This window comes from Amycolatopsis sp. WAC 01376 (assembly GCF_003947415.1).
GTDB lineage: Bacteria > Actinomycetota > Actinomycetes > Mycobacteriales > Pseudonocardiaceae > Amycolatopsis.
Map to the genome: position 1 here is coordinate 480,974 of NZ_QHKL01000002.1, position 16,459 is coordinate 497,432.

The 16,459-nt window shown below is 69.6% G+C and carries 15 protein-coding genes; 7 read left to right on the plus strand and 8 right to left on the minus strand.

Going from position 1 to position 16,459, the window contains the following annotated elements; genetic code table 11:
- Positions 1–57: 57 nt before the first annotated feature.
- The gene (locus DMH03_RS11535; RefSeq protein WP_125791996.1) at positions 58–246 is read left to right on the plus strand and encodes a hypothetical protein; all 189 of its coding nucleotides are present in this window, start codon (positions 58–60) and stop codon (positions 244–246) included.
- A gap of 290 nt (positions 247–536) precedes the next feature.
- Here DMH03_RS11535 and DMH03_RS11540 read toward each other — a convergent pair whose 3' ends face one another.
- The 4 genes from DMH03_RS11540 to ald form a co-directional block, all read right to left on the minus strand.
- Entirely contained in the window at positions 537–4,259 is a 3,723-nt protein-coding gene (locus DMH03_RS11540; RefSeq protein WP_125791997.1) for an ABC transporter ATP-binding protein, read from the minus strand.
- Between the two features lie 125 nt (positions 4,260–4,384).
- Positions 4,385–5,269 (minus strand): ABC transporter permease subunit, encoded by an 885-nt coding sequence (locus DMH03_RS11545; RefSeq protein ID WP_125788415.1) that lies wholly within the window; start codon positions 5,267–5,269, stop codon positions 4,385–4,387.
- A complete protein-coding gene (locus DMH03_RS11550; RefSeq protein WP_125791998.1) occupies positions 5,269–6,432 on the minus strand; it encodes an ABC transporter ATP-binding protein in 1,164 nt (387 codons plus the stop codon). Before DMH03_RS11550 ends, DMH03_RS11545 begins: the two co-directional genes overlap by 1 nt.
- A 777-nt stretch (positions 6,433–7,209) precedes the next feature.
- The gene (ald, locus tag DMH03_RS11555; protein WP_125791999.1) at positions 7,210–8,325 is read right to left on the minus strand and encodes an alanine dehydrogenase; all 1,116 of its coding nucleotides are present in this window, start codon (positions 8,323–8,325) and stop codon (positions 7,210–7,212) included.
- 165 nt (positions 8,326–8,490) lie between these two features.
- Between ald and DMH03_RS11560 the strand changes: the two genes are divergently transcribed.
- The 3 genes from DMH03_RS11560 (at position 8,491) to DMH03_RS11570 (ending at position 10,196) form a co-directional block, all read left to right on the plus strand.
- Positions 8,491–9,432 carry a zinc-binding dehydrogenase gene (locus DMH03_RS11560; RefSeq protein ID WP_125792000.1) on the plus strand — a complete coding sequence of 314 codons (942 nt, stop codon included), beginning with the start codon at positions 8,491–8,493 and terminating at the stop codon, positions 9,430–9,432.
- Entirely contained in the window at positions 9,432–9,851 is a 420-nt protein-coding gene (locus DMH03_RS11565) for a pyridoxamine 5'-phosphate oxidase family protein (protein ID WP_125792001.1), read from the plus strand. Before DMH03_RS11560 ends, DMH03_RS11565 begins: the two co-directional genes overlap by 1 nt.
- 117 nt (positions 9,852–9,968) lie before the next feature.
- Positions 9,969–10,196: a hypothetical protein gene (locus DMH03_RS11570; RefSeq protein WP_007033850.1), complete on the plus strand. Its 228-nt coding sequence runs from the start codon at positions 9,969–9,971 to the stop codon at positions 10,194–10,196.
- A 122-nt stretch (positions 10,197–10,318) separates the two neighbouring features.
- Here the strand turns inward: DMH03_RS11570 and DMH03_RS11575 are convergent, their stop codons facing one another.
- The 3 genes from DMH03_RS11575 to DMH03_RS11585 all read right to left on the minus strand — a co-directional run bounded on the left by DMH03_RS11575 (position 10,319) and on the right by DMH03_RS11585 (position 12,849).
- The gene (locus tag DMH03_RS11575) at positions 10,319–11,872 is read right to left on the minus strand and encodes a CdaR family transcriptional regulator (RefSeq protein ID WP_125792002.1); all 1,554 of its coding nucleotides are present in this window, start codon (positions 11,870–11,872) and stop codon (positions 10,319–10,321) included.
- 192 nt (positions 11,873–12,064) lie between these two features.
- Positions 12,065–12,502, minus strand: a complete 438-nt coding sequence (locus DMH03_RS11580; RefSeq protein ID WP_125792003.1) for a VOC family protein — start codon at positions 12,500–12,502, stop codon at positions 12,065–12,067.
- Entirely contained in the window at positions 12,499–12,849 is a 351-nt protein-coding gene (locus tag DMH03_RS11585; protein WP_125792004.1) for a PadR family transcriptional regulator, read from the minus strand. Before DMH03_RS11585 ends, DMH03_RS11580 begins: the two co-directional genes overlap by 4 nt.
- A gap of 57 nt (positions 12,850–12,906) precedes the next feature.
- Here DMH03_RS11585 and DMH03_RS11590 point away from each other — a divergent pair, with 57 nt between their 5' ends.
- The 3 genes from DMH03_RS11590 (at position 12,907) to DMH03_RS11600 (ending at position 15,776) form a co-directional block, all read left to right on the plus strand.
- A complete protein-coding gene (locus tag DMH03_RS11590; RefSeq protein WP_125792005.1) occupies positions 12,907–13,305 on the plus strand; it encodes a VOC family protein in 399 nt (132 codons plus the stop codon).
- Positions 13,306–13,383: 78 nt separating this feature from the next.
- Positions 13,384–14,685: a bifunctional o-acetylhomoserine/o-acetylserine sulfhydrylase gene (locus DMH03_RS11595; RefSeq protein WP_125792006.1), complete on the plus strand. Its 1,302-nt coding sequence runs from the start codon at positions 13,384–13,386 to the stop codon at positions 14,683–14,685.
- Positions 14,682–15,776, plus strand: coding sequence for a homoserine O-acetyltransferase (locus DMH03_RS11600; RefSeq protein WP_199748834.1), 1,095 nt, complete (start codon positions 14,682–14,684; stop codon positions 15,774–15,776). The genes DMH03_RS11595 and DMH03_RS11600 overlap by 4 nt, the downstream gene beginning before the upstream one ends.
- Before the next feature lie 181 nt (positions 15,777–15,957).
- On the opposite strand, the gene DMH03_RS11605 is transcribed toward DMH03_RS11600, so the two are convergent.
- A complete protein-coding gene (locus tag DMH03_RS11605) occupies positions 15,958–16,455 on the minus strand; it encodes a hypothetical protein (protein WP_125792007.1) in 498 nt (165 codons plus the stop codon).
- Between the last annotated feature and the right edge of the window lie 4 nt (positions 16,456–16,459).

Consider the following 16,459-nt stretch of genomic DNA (forward strand, 5'->3'; position numbering starts at 1 on the left):
TGCGCAGGGGGTCGCGACGGATCGGACGGCGGGTACTTCCTTTCGTACGGGGTGGAATTGGAGGGGGTGCGGGGTGCGGTGCTGGTGGTCCGGACGGATCACGCGCGTCCGTTGAACTACATGGGGGTGCCGTCGAAGGCCTTGCTGCCTGCGGACGTCGAACGCGCGATCCAGCTGGCGCTCGCGCGGGGGTGGGAGCCGTCGGCTCCGGGGGCGCAATTCCAGCTGGATCTGCCGGCTGGGTGAGAGGGCGGGCGCGCGTCGCGAAAGTGGCTTTCGCGACGTGATCGCCGGAGCCGCGTTCCTGGTGAGCGGCGGCGGATGTCGTGAGTGGTAGACGGCAAGAGGGGAGGATTTGGGACGTTGGACGTCCCAAATCCTCCCCTCTCGACCGACTTGATCAGTACCGGCGAGTTCGCGTGACTGACCGGACGACACGCGTGATCCGGCGGACGACACGCGTGACTGGATGGACGACACGACGCGCGGCCGGGGTTCCGCCACGAGAGACGCCCGTACCACTCACGAGGTCCGAGTCAGCCCAGTGACCACAGGCGTGCGTAGTGGCCATCCGCGGCGACCAGTTCCGCGTGGGTGCCCTGTTCGATGATCCGGCCGTGGGCCAGCACCACGATCCGGTCCGCTTTGGCGGCGGTGGCGAGGCGGTGCGCGACCACGAACGTCGTGCGGCGGCGAGCGAGTTGTTCCGTCGCGCGCAGGACGGCGGCTTCGGTGGACGGGTCGAGGGCCGCGGTCGCCTCGTCGAGCAGGAGGACGTCCGGGTCCACGAGTTCGGCGCGGGCGAGGGCGACGAGTTGCCGCTGCCCGGCCGAAAGCGAGCGTCCGCGTTCACCGACGGGCTGGTGGAAACCGGCGGGGAGCGCGGCGACACCGTCGAGTGCGCCGACGGACCGGACCGCCTCCTCGACCTCCGCGTCCGTCGCGGAAGGCCTGCCGTAGCGCACATTGTCCGCGACGGTCCCCGAGAACAGATGCGCTTCCTGCGGTACCACGCCCATCCGCGTGCGCAGGGCGCCCAGGTCGTACTCGCGGATGTCGGTTCCGTCGATCCGGACGACGCCGCCTGTCGCGTCGTAGAAGCGCGCGACGAGCTTCACCGCTGTCGACTTGCCGGCGCCCGTCGCACCGACCAAGGCGACGGTCTCTCCGGCGGCGACCTCCAGCGTCAGCTGCTTCAGAGCGGGGTCATCCGTTGAGGTGTAAGCGAAATCGACGTCCTTGAAGGAGACTTCGCCCCGTAGCCGCTCCGGAACCGGGACCGGGTTTTCCGCCGCGGGAACGGAAGTCGGCGTGCGCAGGAGGTCGCCGATGCGCGTCAGGCCGACTCGCGCCTGCTGATAGCCGTCGAAGACCGAGGACAGTTGCTGGATCGGCGAGAAGAACTGGCCGAGGTACAACAGGAACGCCACCAGCACACCGGCCGACAGCGTGCCCGCCGCGACCCGGTTCGCGCCGACGATCAGCACGACGACCTCGGCCAATCCGGAAAGCATTGCCGCGAAAGGGAAGTACGTCGCGACATAGCGTTGGGCGCGCAGCCGCGAACGCCGGTACTCGTCGCTGCGGGAAGCGAACTTCTCCGCCGTCCGCTCCTCGCGGGTGTACGCCTGCGCGACCCGCAGCCCGTTCACGTTCTCCTGCATGTCCGCGTTGACGACGCTCACCCGTTCCCGGGCTTCGGTGTACGCCTTGGACGACGCCCGGCGGAAGATCACCGTCGCCACGACGAGGATCGGCAGCACCGCGAGCGCGTACGCCGCCAGCCCGATGTCGGTGATCATCAGCGCCGCCGCGATCCCGACCAAGGTCAGCGCGCTCACCACGGCCTGCGCGACACCGGTCTGCAGAAACGTCGAGAGCGCGTCGACGTCGGTCGTCATCCGGGTCATGATCTTCCCGGACAGTTCGCGTTCGTAGAAGTCGAGCCCGAGCCGTTGCAGATGGGCGTAACTGCGGACGCGCAGCGAATACAGCACCGTTTCGCCGACCCGCGCCGTCATCCTGGTCTGGAGGTAGACCACCAGCCAGTCCGTGAGGATCACCAAAGCGCCGATCCCGGCGGCGAGCCAGATCACCGCCTCCGCTCCGGCGCGCACCCCGCTGTCGATGCCGTACTGGTACAGCGCGGGCATCGCGATGGTGGCCAGCGCGTCCGCCGCGACCAGCCCGATCACCACGGCGAGCGGGCCGCGCACCGGTTTCAGCAGGCGGCCGAGACGGAACTTCGGTTCGGGCGCGGTGACGTCGGTGCCCGGCAGCCGCGGGACGTCCGTGGCGGGCGGCAGTTTCCGGACGCCTTCGAGGAGTTCCCCGCTCGGCGGCAGGTCGACGTCCCATTCGCCGCCGGCGCCCTTGCGTTCGCCCGCCAGTTCGTCGGTCTTGTCCTGCTCCGGCCACAGGGCGGGGGTGATTCCCGAGGGGCCGCAGTCGAGGCCCTCACAGCGGTGCGGTTCCTCGACGTCGTCACCCGGCCCCGCGACGAGTTCGCGGAACAGCGGGCAGCGCGCCAGCAGTTCCTCCTCGGTGCCGACGTCGACGACGCGGCCCTTGTCCAGCACGGCGATCCGGTCGGCGAGGGCGAGGGTGGAGCGGCGGTGGGCGATCAGCAGGGTCGTCCGGCTCGCGGTGACCGAACGCAGCGTGTCGTGGATCGCCGCCTCGGTGACCGTGTCGATGGCGGACGTCGCGTCGTCGAGGACCAGCACGCGCGGATCGGTCATCAGCGCCCTGGCGAGGCCGAGCCGCTGCCGCTGACCTCCCGAAAGCGTGAGGCCGCGCTCGCCGACGAGCGTGTCGTATCCGTCCGGGAGGCGCTGGATGAACTCGTCCGCCTCCGCCGCCCGGGCGGCCGCGCGGATCTCCTCGTCGCTCGCGTCCGGCCTGCCGTAGGCGATGTTGTCGCGCACCGACGAGGAGAAGAGGAACGCCTCCTCGAAGACCACGCCGATCACGCTGCGCAGGTCGTGCTGCCGGACGTCGCGGACGTCGAGATCGCCGACCTGGACCGAACCGCTGTGCACGTCGTAGAACCGGGGCAGCAGCAAGGAGATCGTCGACTTGCCCGAACCGGCGGTGCCGACGAGCGCGAGTGTTTCGCCCGGCCGGGCCTCCAGGGTGAGCCCGTCGAGCACGGGATCCGACCGCGTGTAGCCGAAGGAGACGTCCTCCAGGCGGACGCCGAGCGGGCCTTCGGGCAGTGGCCGCGCGTCCGGGCTGTCGACGACGTCCGGCTGCGCGTCGATCAGTTCGTTGACCCGTTCCGCGCCGGCCCTGGTCAGCTGGGCCTGTACGACGAGGCTCGAAATCATCCGTGCCGGGCCGATCAGGATGGACAGATAGGTGGCGAACGCCAGGAAGGTGCCGAGGCTGACCTCGCCTTTCAGCGCGAGGACGCCGCCGACGGCCAGCACCGCGACCTGGCCGGCCGCGGGCAGCGCCGCCGTCGTGGCCGTCGGCGAGCACGACAGCCGCGCCGACCGCATGCGTTCCGCGAAGAGCTTCTTCGCCGTCTTCTCAAGCTTCGCGACTTCTCGCGTTTCCTGGCCGAAGCCCTTCACAACGCGTACGCCGGTGACGGTTTCCTCGACCTGCTGCGCGACGTCGGCCGCGCGCTGCTGGGCCGCCCAGGTCGCGGGGAAGAGCCGCTTCCGGCTCACCGCCATGATGATCGCGATCGCGGGCGCGACCACCATCGCGATCAGGGTCAGCGTCGGCGACATCCACAGCATCGCGCCGAGCGACAGGAGCGCGAAGATCACCGAACCCGCCGAAAGCGGCACCTGCATCAGGACCGACGTGACCAGCTGCAGATCCGAGATCGCGCGGGAGGCGACCTGGCCGGTGCGCAGCGCGTCCTGCTTGCCGCCGTCGAGCCGGGAGACCGCGTTGAACACCTGGCGGCGCAGATCGTGCTGGACGTCGAGGGCCAGCCGTCCGCCGACGTACCGGCGGGCGAAGGCGTTGCCGAAGGTCAGCACCTGCAGTACCGCCATCACGGCGGCGAGCAGGCCGAGACGGGAGGTGTCGCCCGCGACGGCGTCGTCGAGGGCCTCGCGGATCAGCAGCGGACCGGCGGCCTGCAACCCGACGCCGATGATGGCCGCACCCAGCGAAAGCACGACGAGCCAAGGATGTTTCCAGCACGAAGCGGCCAGGCGGCGGATCCAGCCTCCGGTGGGTGCCGGGGCCGTCTCACGTGCCGGGCTCGCTTGACGCGGACGAGGTGGAGCAGTAGTCACCCCGCAAGCCTATGCGGCCCCACCGACAGGACCGGCCGGTTCGCGCAGGGCCGAACGCCATGAACGGTCCGTTACTTGCAAATTTTGCAAGTAACGGACCGTTCATGGCGCTTGTGGACGGTGACTTACGTGATGTCCTTCTTCTGGTTCACGGCCCAGCCGGCGAGGAAGAACGCCATCGTCCAGCCGAAGAAGATGAGCGCCGAGGCCCACCACGAGAACGCGCCGGGAGCGCCCGCCGCGTACTGCAGTGCCCACGCCGTCTCGTCCTGCAGGCCGGGGACCTTCACGCCGGCGGCGCCGAACGCCTCCGCGCCGATGGCGCCCACGATGCCGTTGACCGTGCCGTTCGGCAGGACGCCGCCCAGCCAGGTGATGTCGGCGGCACCGAACATGACGAACACGAGGACGTTCTCGACCACGAGCATCCAGATGGTCAGCGTGATGATGCTGCCGACCACGCTGCGCCAGACCGCGCCGACCCCGATGCCGAACAGCGTCGCCAGGATGGTCGCGAGGACACCCGCCCCGAGCACGCCGAGCCACTGGCCCGCCGTCGGCAGGCGTGCGCTGTCGACCGTGATCACGGTGCCGAGGCTCGCCGCGCCCACGATGATCACGCCGTAGATCGCGCCCCAGGCGATGTAGGTGATCATCTTCGCGCTCAACGCCGAAACGCGGTTCGGGGCGGTGAGGAACGTCGTGGTGATCGTCTTCTTCGTGTACTCGCCGGCGAGGGCGAAGACACCGAAGATGATCGGGATCATCGTGCCGATGTTGATGCCGTGCCCGAGCGCCAGCAGGCCGACGGGCAGTTCGCCGGTCGAGATGCCGAGCGCCTCGGTCAGCTCACGGGTGTCGGAACGGCCGAGGAAGTCACTGAAATCGTTGGTGATCATGCCCCAGAACAGGGCGAACGCGAAAGCGAAGACCACCGCGGGGATCATCAGCGCCCACCACGCCTTGAGCGTGAGCGTCTTGCGGAACTCCGCCTTGATCAGGTTGCCCATCAGCCCTGGCCTCCCCAGCCCTCGTTCTGGCCCTGCTGCTGCGCCTGCTGCTGAGGCGGCGCCTGCTGGTACTGCTGCTGTTGCGGCGGCTGGCCCTGCTGCTGCAACTGCTGCGGCGGCGCGAAACCGGGCGGCGGCGTGTTCTGCGGCGCGTAGCCGGGAGGCGGACCCTGGTAACCGGGCGGCGGGCCCTGGTAACCCGGAGGCGGACCCTGGTAGCCCGGGGGCGGGCCCTGCTGGAAACCGGGCGGCGGCGCGGCGTACTGGCCCTGCGTCAGCTGGAAGAACATCCGCTCCAGATCCGCGGTCTCCTCCTGCATGCCGTAGACCGCGATGCTCGCCTTGGCGGAGATGTCACCGATCTGCTGCACCGTCGCACCCGACACCGCGACACGGCCGTCCGGCATCGGCGAGACCTGCGTGATGCCCGCCTCCTGCATCGCGGCGACGAGGCCGCTCGCGTCGGCCGACTGCACCAGCACCCGGGACTGGTTGCTCTTGCGCAATTGGTCCAGCGAGCCGTTGTACCGGGTCATGCCCTGGCTGATGATCACGACCTGGTCGATCGTCTGCTCCACCTCGTTCAGAAGGTGGCTCGAGACCAGCACCGTGCGCCCCTCACGCGCATACGCGCGCAGGAAGTTCCGCAGCCACAGGATGCCCTCGGGGTCGAGACCGTTCGTCGGCTCGTCCAGCACCAGCACCTGCGGGTTTCCCAGCAACGCCGTCGCCAGCGCCAGCCGCTGCCGCATACCGAGCGAGAACCCGCCCGCCTTGCGGTCCGCGGCCGACGAAAGGCCGACCAGCCCCAGCACCTCGTCCACCCGCTGATCCGGCATCCCGATCGCCGCCGAGTACACCCGCAGGTGATTACGCGCGGTACGCCCCGGGTGGAAACCCTCGTTCTCCAGCACCGAACCGACGACCCGAGCCGGATTCCCCAGCTGGTCGTGCGGGCGCCCGTTGATGGTCGCCGTGCCGTTCGTGGGCGTCACCAGCCCGAGCAGCATCCGGAGCGTCGTCGTCTTCCCTGCGCCGTTCGGGCCGAGGAAGCCGGTCACCGAACCGGGCTCCACCGTGAAGCTCAGATTCTGGACCGCGTTGACCGCACCGAACTGCTTGCTCAAATTCTGCACCGCGATGCGGCCACTGCCGTCGTGCATACCGTCCCCTTTTGTTGACGAAGGCCGATCACGCGACATCCTGCCTCACGGGGTGGGTCCGCACTCGCGGAAGGGGTCAATCCAGCGAAAGCGACCTTCGTCACGTTCCGTGCGGTGACGACTCCGTCCTCCGGCGCAGCCGACACTGGGCCGAATGGCCGCTGACTACCGGATATGCGCCGAGAAGCGCGGAAATTCACCGACAACGACGGCGTCTCGTGAGGAAATAATTCCGAAGACATGGCAACCCCATGCAGCGCGACGGCGACTTATTACCTACGATGAAGGAGGCGGCCCGCTCCCAGTGACCCCCAGGCTGGTCGAGCGGGCCGCCCTCAGCCCCTTTGCCCCACCTTGGTCGGTGCTTGCGCACCTTCCCCGAGGTGGGGCTTCGTCGTATCACCCGGGGGGGCCGAGCCCCCCGGACCCCCACGGTGCGTCCGGCTGCGGTTGGCGGGTGGGTGGCCTACGGCGCAGAGCGCCGTGGCCTGGTGGGTGGCCTGGGGCGCGGGGCGCCGTGGCCTGGTGAGTGGCCTGCGGCAAGGTGCGCCGTGGCTGGTGAGTTGTCTGTGGTGCGGGGCACCGTGGGCTGGGGCAGGCGAAGGTGGCGTACCGGCGGCGCGTTCGGTGCTCCCAATGTGGCATTGGGGACGCTGAGTGTCCCCGATGTGGCATTGGGGGCGGCTGGACTGGGCTCGCGGGCTGGCGCAAAAGGAGCGAGGGACCTTTGCGCACTGGGGTGGCAAAGGTCCCCCGCGTGGGAGAGTGGCTTGAGGGTCAGGCCAGCACGTCGGCCAGGTCCGCGGCGCGCAGCCCGTGCGCGGCCGCGACCGGGGCGTTGGTCAGTGCGCCCGCGTGCGTGTTGAGGCCCTTCGCCAGCGAAGCGTCGGCCTGCAGCGCCTTGTGCCAGCCGTGCTCCGCCAGCTGGACCGCGTACGGCAGCGTCACGTTGGTCAGCCCGTAGGTCGACGTCCGGGGCACCGCGCCCGGCATGTTCGCGACGCAGTAGAACACCGACTCGTGGACCTTGTAGGTCGGCTCGTCGTGCGTGGTCGGCCGCGAGTCGGCGAAGCAGCCGCCCTGGTCGATCGCGATGTCCACCAGCACACTGCCCGGGCGCATCCGCGAGACGAGGTCGTTCGAGACCAGCTTCGGCGCCTTCGCGCCGGGAACGAGCACCGCGCCGATGACCATGTCCGCCTCCAGCACGGACTGCTCGACCGACAGCGCGTTCGAGGTCACCGTGCGGATGCGGCCGCCGAAGTCGTTGTCGATCTGGCGGAGGCGGTCGACGTTGGTGTCGAGGATCTCGACATCGGAGCCGAGGCCGAGCGCGACCCGCGCCGCGTTGAGGCCGGCGACCCCGCCGCCGATCACGACCACGCGCGCCGGGTGGACGCCGGGGATGCCGCCGGGCAGCACGCCGCGGCCACCGCTCGGCTTCATCAGGGAGTACGCGCCCACCTGCGGCGCCAGCCGTCCGGCGACCTCGGACATCGGCGCGAGCAGCGGCAGCGCGCGGTTCGGGGTCTGCACCGTCTCGTACGCGATCGCGGTGGTGCCCGCGGCCAGCAGCGCGTCGGTCAGCGGCCGGTCCGCGGCGATGTGCAGGTAGGTGAACAGCACCTGGTCGGCGCGCAGCCGCGGGTACTCCTCCGCGATCGGCTCCTTGACCTTGAGCACGAGTTCGCCCTCGGCCCAGGTCTCCTCCGCCGTCGCGAGGATCTTCGCGCCCGCGGCGACGTACTCCTCGTCGGTGATGGAGGAGCCGAAGCCGGCGCCTGCCTCCACGAAGACGTCGTGGCCCCGCCCGGTCAGTTCGTGCACGCCCGCCGGGGTGAGCGCCACCCGGTATTCGTGCTTCTTGATCTCACGGGGGACGGCGATACGCACGGGATGCCTCCTGGCGGCGGGTCTGCGAACAAAGGTGCTGCCACTCACGGTGAGCCACCCGGACGGCGGTGTCATCGTGTGCGCACGACAAGGTTGGACACCGATCATGGTTTTCCGAGCACAATCGCTTGACCTCCAGTGAACTGGAGCTTGCACCTTGGGCTCATGAGAGCCGTGTGGTTGAAAGAGTTCGGCGGGCCCGAAGTGCTCGTCGCGGGCGAGGCCCCGGATCCGGTGCCCGCAGCGGGCCAGGTCCTGATCGAGGTGGCGTTCGCCAACATCACCTTCGTCGAGACGCAGTTCCGCGCCGGTGGGAGCGGGCCGTTCCGAGGCGAGCTGCCGATGATCCCGGGCAACGGCGTCGGTGGCGTGATCAGCGCGGTCGGCGAAGGGGCCGACCTCGGCCTGGTCGGCAAGCGCGTCGTGACCTCGACGGGCGGTTCCGGGGCGTACGCGGAACGGGTCGCGGTCGCCGCCGAGTCCGTCTTCGAGGTGCCGGACGGCCTGGCGCTCGACGCGGCGGTCGCGATCCTCGCCGACGGTCGCACGGCGACCGCGCTGGTGACCGCCGCGGGTATCCGGCCCGGTGAGCGGGTGCTGGTGGAGGCCGCGGCGGGCGGGGTCGGCGGGCTGGTCGTGCAGCTCGCCAAGGCCGCGGGCGCCGAGGTCGTCGGTGCGGCGGGTGGTCCGGAGAAGGCCGGGCACGTCCGGGAACGCGGCGCCGATCTGGCGGTCGACTACCGAGAGCCGGACTGGGCGGCGAAGGCGGGCGAGGTCGACGTCGTGTTCGACGGGGTCGGCGGCGACATCGGGGCGACGTCGTTCGGGTTGCTCAAGCCCGGTGGCCGAATGCTGATCTACGGGCTTTCGAGTGGTTCGTGGACGGAGGTGTCCGAAGAGGACGCCGCCGCGCGCGGGGTCACGGTGATCCAGGGCCTCGGCGGTCCGGCCGAGATGCGGGCGTTCACCGAGTCCGCGCTAGCCGAAGCCGCCGCCGGACGGCTGGAACCCGTGATCGGTCAACGGTTCCCGCTCGAACGGGCGGCGGACGCGCACGCGGTCATGCAGTCGCGTGGCGCGATCGGCAAGACGTTGCTCGAGGTCTGATGTTCGACGTCGACGAATTCCTCGCCGGGCCGCTCACCGCCAGGGTCGCCGCGGCCGGGCCGACCGTGCGCCCGACCTGGTACCTCTGGGAGAAGCGGGCTTTCTGGATCCTCACCGGACCGTGGGCGCGGCTGGCCCGCCTCGTCCGCGATTCGCCGTCGATCGCGGTGACCGTCGACGTGTGCGACGTCGGCACGGGCCTGGTGCGGCAAGTGCTCGCGCGCGGCGAAGCGGAGATCCTCCCCTTCGACGTCCCCCGTGGACAGCGGCTGCTGAGCCGGTACCTCGGGCCAGACGAACGCAAATGGGATGCGCGTTTTCGTTCGTACCTGCACGATGATCCCGAGGTGAAAGGGACCGTCTGGATCCGGATGGTGCCGAAGCGATTCGTCGCCGAAGACCTCGGTTATCGGGTGTGAAGCACGGCCGCGTTCGCTGGGGGTGGGCGCGGCCGTGCAACCTGCGAAACGGTAAATGCAGCACGATCGAGTCAAGATGTTGATCTTACTGGCCGGTAAGCTGCCATTCTGTTCCGCATGACAAATCAGGATTGGCGGCGGGAGCGGCGTGTCCGCACCGTCGATACCGAAGGCAATCCGGCCGATGTCATCGTGGGCCTGGTCGAAACCCCGGGGCACGGTTACGAAGCCGCGTTGCGGGTCGACGGTGGCCCCGGTGTCCTTTTGCCGCTTTACCCCGGTGCCGATCTGCTCGCCGCGGTACGGCAGACCATTGAGGACGGATATCGCGCCAGCGCGCACTGAACCGTCGGATGTCAGGAAAGGGTCTTTCAAGACGTTTTACGTCCTGAAAGACCCTTTCCTGACGTCTGGAGACGATTTTGTCGCACTACAAAGTGTTCGGTATTGAGCAGTTTGTAGTGGACTCAACTCCAGCGCAGGGAAACGAGTTGCGTGATCAGCGCCAGCCGGACGTCGGGATCGTCGAGATCCAGCGGGACGAGGTCGAGCAGCCGCCGCATCCGGTACCGCAGGGTGTTGGGATGGATCCGGAGTTCCTTCGCGGCCGCGCGCGGGTCTCCGGGATGCCGTAGCCATTGGTACAGCGTGTCGACGTAGCCGCTCTCGTGGGCTTCGTCGTGCGCGCGCAACAAGCCGAGCGGACCGAGTTCGGCGACCTTCGCGCTGCTCGCCGCCGTCGCTCCGCGGTGCAGCGAAAGGGCCGTCCACGCCTCGTCGAAGACCACGACGCGGCCGGGGACGAGCTTCGCGCGAAGCAGCCCCAGGGCCTCGTCGGCCTGGACACGCGACCTCGCGAGCTCGCCGATTTCGCAGGCCGATCCCGCCGCGGCCCGTGGTGTCCCGCCCTTCCTCGACGACGGCAGGGCTTCGAGCGCGGCCCGGAGTTCGGCCCAGCCGTCCCCGTCCGGGACGACCGCGTAGAGCATGCCGCCGAGTTCCGTGGCCACCGGCCGCCTGCCGACGCCCTGTGAGATCCGTTCGAGGAGGGCGAGCCGCAGGCCCTCGTCGTCGCGGCCGTCGCCGCCGGCGACCTCCACGACCACGACGCGGTGCGGTTCTTCGGACAGGTCGAGTTCCGCGATCGCCTTGCGCGGGCTGGCGTTCCCTTCGAGTACCGCGCGCAGGAGCTCGGCCGAGACCCGGCGTTGTGAATCGGTGTGCGCGCGGCGGCGCAGCAGGTGCAGTGCGACGACGGGCGCCGCGTCGGCGAAGGCGGCCGCGCGTTCGTCGGAGACCGGGCCCGCGACGACCGCCCACATCGAGCCCAGCAGTTCGCCGCCCATCCGGATCGGCACGATGAGCCGGGGCAGCGTGCCGTCGCGCTGCGCGGGCACGAAGATCGTTTGCCGCCCACGGGAAAGCTCGCGGAACACCCCTCGCGACCGGAACCGCGCGAGGACGTCGTCGGGGATGCGGCGACCCATGATCGTGGACACGCGCGCCGAGTCGGTCAGATCCTGCCGGGCCGAGTACGCGAGCACCCGAGAGTTGGTGTCCTCGATGGTCACGGGCGCGTCGACCACCGAAGCGACGGCGTCCGCGAGGCGAAACAGGTCGCCGGAACCAGGGCCGCCGCCGTCCTCCAGCGCGTCCGACTCGTCGGCCAGCGCGTCGAGGACCGTCCTGAGCAGCCAGACGAGCTGAGCCCACGACGTCGCCGAGCGCACTTCGATCAACGCGATGTCCGCCGACTTCGCCGCCCGCTTCACCGAGGGTTTCGCCGCGAGCGGCGGCTTCAGCAGGACCGCGGCGGCACCTTTCGACGCGCTGACCTTGACGAGCTCGGCCGCGTCCGACGTCTCGGTGATCGCGACGCCGAGGACGAGGTCGCCCGCGGCGAGGGTGTTGCCGGGTTCGGCGATGACGACGTCACCGACGGCGGGGGACTCCTCGGGGATCTGGAGGGCGTGCAACAGCGTCGGACCGACCCGATCGACCACGCTTCGCACGGAAACCATGCTTTATTTTGCGCCCGCTGACGAAAACGCGCCGCAGGGGCCGTCTCGAAGATCGCTCCCGTCGCGCGCCGAGGTGCCCCTTCATCACGTTTTCGTGGGCCTCCGGCCCCAAAGAGGCGGGCGCGGTGAAGTCTCCTCGTCGCGCTGCCGCGCTACCCGAGGAGACGTCCGCCGGTCACCTGACCGCACACGTCAGACCTCGCGTGGGGTCCTCGCGTCGATGTCTTCGGGGGTGAACCGCTCCCGTTTGGTCGTCAGCGCCCATCGATGCCCGTCGGGATCGACGATGCGGCCGTAGCGCTCGCCGAAGAACATCTCCTCGACCGGCGCCTCCACCCGCGCGCCCGCGAACACCGCGCGCCGCAGAAGGTCGTCGGGGTCCTCGGTCTCCAAGGTCAGGAGCATCGGCGTGCCGCCGAGGGTCGACGGCGAGAGCGCGTCCAGCTGAGGGATCTCCTGGCTCACCAGTAGCCGCGCGTCGCCGACGGCGAGTTCCACGAACAGCACGACGCCGTTCGGCAGCACGTTGCGGAACAGCTCCACGGCACCGAACGCCTTGGCGTAGAAGGGAAGCGACGCGTCGACGTCCTTGACGAACAGATGCGGCACCAACCCGAGCGCCCGGCTCACGCCGACTCCGCCCGCTTCAGCAGCCCGGCTTGTCCGGCCACGGCGACGAGCCTGCTCAGGAACTCCGCCTCGCGGGCGGCGACGTCGCGGCCGGCGCGGGTCAGCCGGTAGTAACGGCGTCGCGAGTCGTGCGGCTGGTCCTCGCTCGCGCCCGGGGCCTCTTCGACCAGGCCGTCGGCGACGAGCCGGGCCAGTGTCCGGTACAGCGTGCCGGGGCCGAGCTGGGCGGTACCGCCGCTCACTTCGTCGACGAAACCCATGATCGCGTAGCCGTGCGCGCGACCTTTCGCCAGCGCCAGCAGGGTCTGGAACGCCGCGGGGGTGAGCTGCGGGTTGCCGTCGGCCATCCGGGAAGCATACACTCCGATCTCGTTATATCCATGATGGATACAAGGGAGCCGGACATGGCGATTCAGGGTGTGCACAAGATCGTCGTCGGGGTGACCGACCAGGAGCGGGCGAAGCGGTTCTGGTCCGAGGTCGTCGGATTCGAGGTCACCACCGACGTGCCGTACGACGACAAGGGGAACCGGTGGGTCGAGGTGACGTCGGCCGATGGTGCGACGGCGCTCGTCCTGAGTACGGCGCCGGAGGACCTCAAGCGGTTCGCAGTGCGGGACGAACTCCCGACGGGCAATTTCTTCTTCTACGCCGACGACATCGAAAAGACGTATGAGGAGCTTTCGGCGAAGGGCGTCGAATTCCCGGCGCGGCCGGAGAAGCAGCCGTGGGGCTGGTGGGCGATGTTCACCGACTCGGAGGGCAACAGGTTCGCTCTTCAGGAAAAGAATCCCACGTCCTGAGAGTAGTTGGGTGCTCCGTTCGGCGGAGCTAGCTTCGGTGACAACAGCCGAAACCCTTGAACCGCTAGGAGAATCGCGATGAGCGCGGACGGATGGTCGTTCGAGACCAAGCAGATCCACGCGGGTGCGGCGCCGGACACCGCCACCGGCGCGCGGGCGACCCCGATCTACCAGACCACCTCGTACGTGTTCCGCGACAGCCAGCACGGCGCCGATCTCTTCAGCCTCGCCGAGCCCGGCAACATCTACACCCGGATCAACAACCCCACGCAGGACGTGCTGGAGCAGCGCCTTGCCGCGCTCGAAGGCGGCGTCGCGGCGCTGGCGTTCGCCTCCGGGAGCGCGGCCACGACGGCGGCCATCCTCAACCTCGCGAACGCGGGCGACCACTTCGTCTCCAGCCCGGCGCTCTACGGCGGCACCTACAACCTCTTCCACTACACACTGCCGAAACTCGGCATCGAGGTCTCGTTCGTCGAGGACCAGGACGACATCGAGCAGTGGAAGACGGCCGTCCGGCCCAACACCAAGCTGTTCTTCGCCGAGACGCTGGCCAACCCTGGCAGCAACGTGCTCGACATCCGCGCGGTCGCCGACGCCGCGCACGAATTCGGTGTCCCGCTGGTCGTGGACAACACCGTGCCGACGCCGTACCTCGTGCGCCCGATCGAGCACGGCGCCGACATCGTGGTCCACTCGGCGACCAAGTACCTCGGCGGCCACGGCACCACGGTCGCCGGGGTGCTGGTCGACGGCGGCACCTTCGACTTCGGCAAGGACCCGGAGCGCTTCCCGGGCTTCAACGAGGCCGACCCGAGCTACCACGGCCTCAAATACTGGGAGGCCCTCGGCCCGGGCGCGTACGCCGCCAAGGCCCGCGTCCAGATCCTGCGTGACACCGGCGCCGCGATCGCGCCGCTGAACAGTTTCCTGATCCTGCAAGGGATCGAGACGCTTTCGCTGCGACTGGAGCGGCACGTTTCCAACGCGCAGGCGCTGGCCGAGTGGCTGGAGCAGCGCGACGAGGTCGAGAAGGTGTACTACGCCGGGCTGCCGTCGAGCCCGTACCACGAGGCCGCGAAGAAGTACCTGCCGAAGGGGGCCGGCGCGGTGCTGTCGTTCGACCTGCGTGGCGGTGCCGAAGCGGGACGGGCCTTTGTGGACGGTACGGAACTGCACAGCCAACTGGTCAACATCGGCGACGTGCGCAGTCTCATTGTGCACCCGGCCTCGACGACGCACAGCCAGCTCACGCCCGAGGAGCAGGCGTCCAGCGGGGTCACGCCGGGTCTCGTGCGGCTCGCCGTCGGGCTGGAAGGGCTCGAGGACCTCAAGGCCGATCTCGAGGCCGGATTCCGGGCGGCCAAGGCGGCTCTGTGACCGGTGCGTGGCGAGCGGGAGATCCGCCTGGCCGTCGCCGGTTCGTCACCGGCGTCCAGCCGCTCGAAACCGGCGGGACGCTGCCTTTCACGCTCGCGTACGAGACCTGGGGAACGCTGAATGCCAGTGCCTCCAACGCGATCCTCGTCGAGCACGCGCTGACCGGGGACAGCCACGCCGTCGGTCCCGCGGAGGAAGGCCACGTCAGCCCCGGCTGGTGGGACGGCCTGATCGGGCCGGGCAAGGCGATCGACACGGACGCGTTCTTCGTCGTGGTCCCGAACGTGCTCGGCGGCTGCCAGGGATCGACCGGTCCTTCTTCGCCGCATCCGGACGGAAAGCCTTGGGGTAGCAGGTTTCCCGGCGTGACCGTGCGGGACCAGGTCGGCGCCGAAACCGTCCTCGCCGACACGCTGGGCATCGGCCGGTGGGCCGCGGTGGCAGGCGGATCCATGGGCGGGATGCGCGCGCTGGAATGGGCGGTGAGCGCGCCGGACCGGGTCGAGGCGCTGCTCGTCCTCGCGTCGACGGCGCAGGCGTCGGCCGACCAGATCGCCTGGGCGGCGCCGCAACTGCACGCCATCCGCGCCGATCCGGGCTGGCACGGCGGCGACTATCACGACGTCCCGGGCGGCGGCCCGGACGCCGGTCTCGGCATCGCACGCCGCATCGCGCACGCGACCTACCGCAGCGAAACCGAACTGTCGCAGCGCTTCGGACGTCGCCACCAAGACGGTGAAGACCCCTTGCGCGGAGGGCGGTTCGCCGTCGAGTCCTATTTGGATCATCACGCCGGGAAGCTTTCCCGCCGGTTCGACGCCGGCAGTTACGTGGTGCTCACCGAATCGATGAACACGCACGACGTCGGCCGCGGGCGGTTCGGCGCCGCGCTCGGGCTCGGCCGGATCACCGCGCGCACCGTCGCGGCCGGGGTGGACAGTGACCGGCTCTACCCGCTGTACCAGTCGCGGGCCATCGCGGACGGGATCGACGGGGCGGAGTTCGCCGTCATCGCCTCGCCTTACGGGCACGACTCGTTCCTGATCGAGACCGAGCAGATCGGGCGGCTGGTGAAACTCCTGCTCGATTAGGCCGCGGTGACTCGCGATGCTCAGCGTCCCGAATGCGACATCGGGAACCTGGCCGGCTCCCGAAGCCGCTCAAGCTCGGCGACCAGTCGCCCCAAGCCGTCGGCAAGCATGTCGCGAAAGCCACTTTGGGGACATCAGACGTCGCGAGAGTGGCTTTCGCGACACCCGGCGGAGCCAAGCCCTAGTCCGCGACGGCGTCCGAGATCCACGGTGCCACCGGCAGGTCCCGGTCCAGGCATTCCGCCGACAACCGGATCGTCCAGCGCAGCGCCTGCAGCACCAGGCTGTCGACCTCGTCCGGCGCGGCGTTGGCGAGCGCGATCTCGACCTGTTCCTGCGCGGCCTCGCTGTTGCCGTGCACCTCGGCGAGCAGCGTGCGCACCGCCGTCCGCACGGGCGGGTCGGCCTGGTCGATCGAGACCTCTTCACCGTCCTCGTCGAACACCTGCACCTTGACCGGCGCGCTCCCGCCGTCGCCGAGAGTGGACACCATGGCGCTGCATTCGCCGAACAGCATCATCACGAGCTCTTTGGTCTCTTCGGAGCGGGCCTGAGGCTCGACGGCGGTCGGCGAGAGCTCGTCGAGCGCCTCGGCGTCCTCCCCGAGGCTGATCGCCACGAGCGCACGCTGCGCCTTTTCGACGAGCCTCCGCTCGTACTCGCTCCTGTCCGGCTCCACGTGC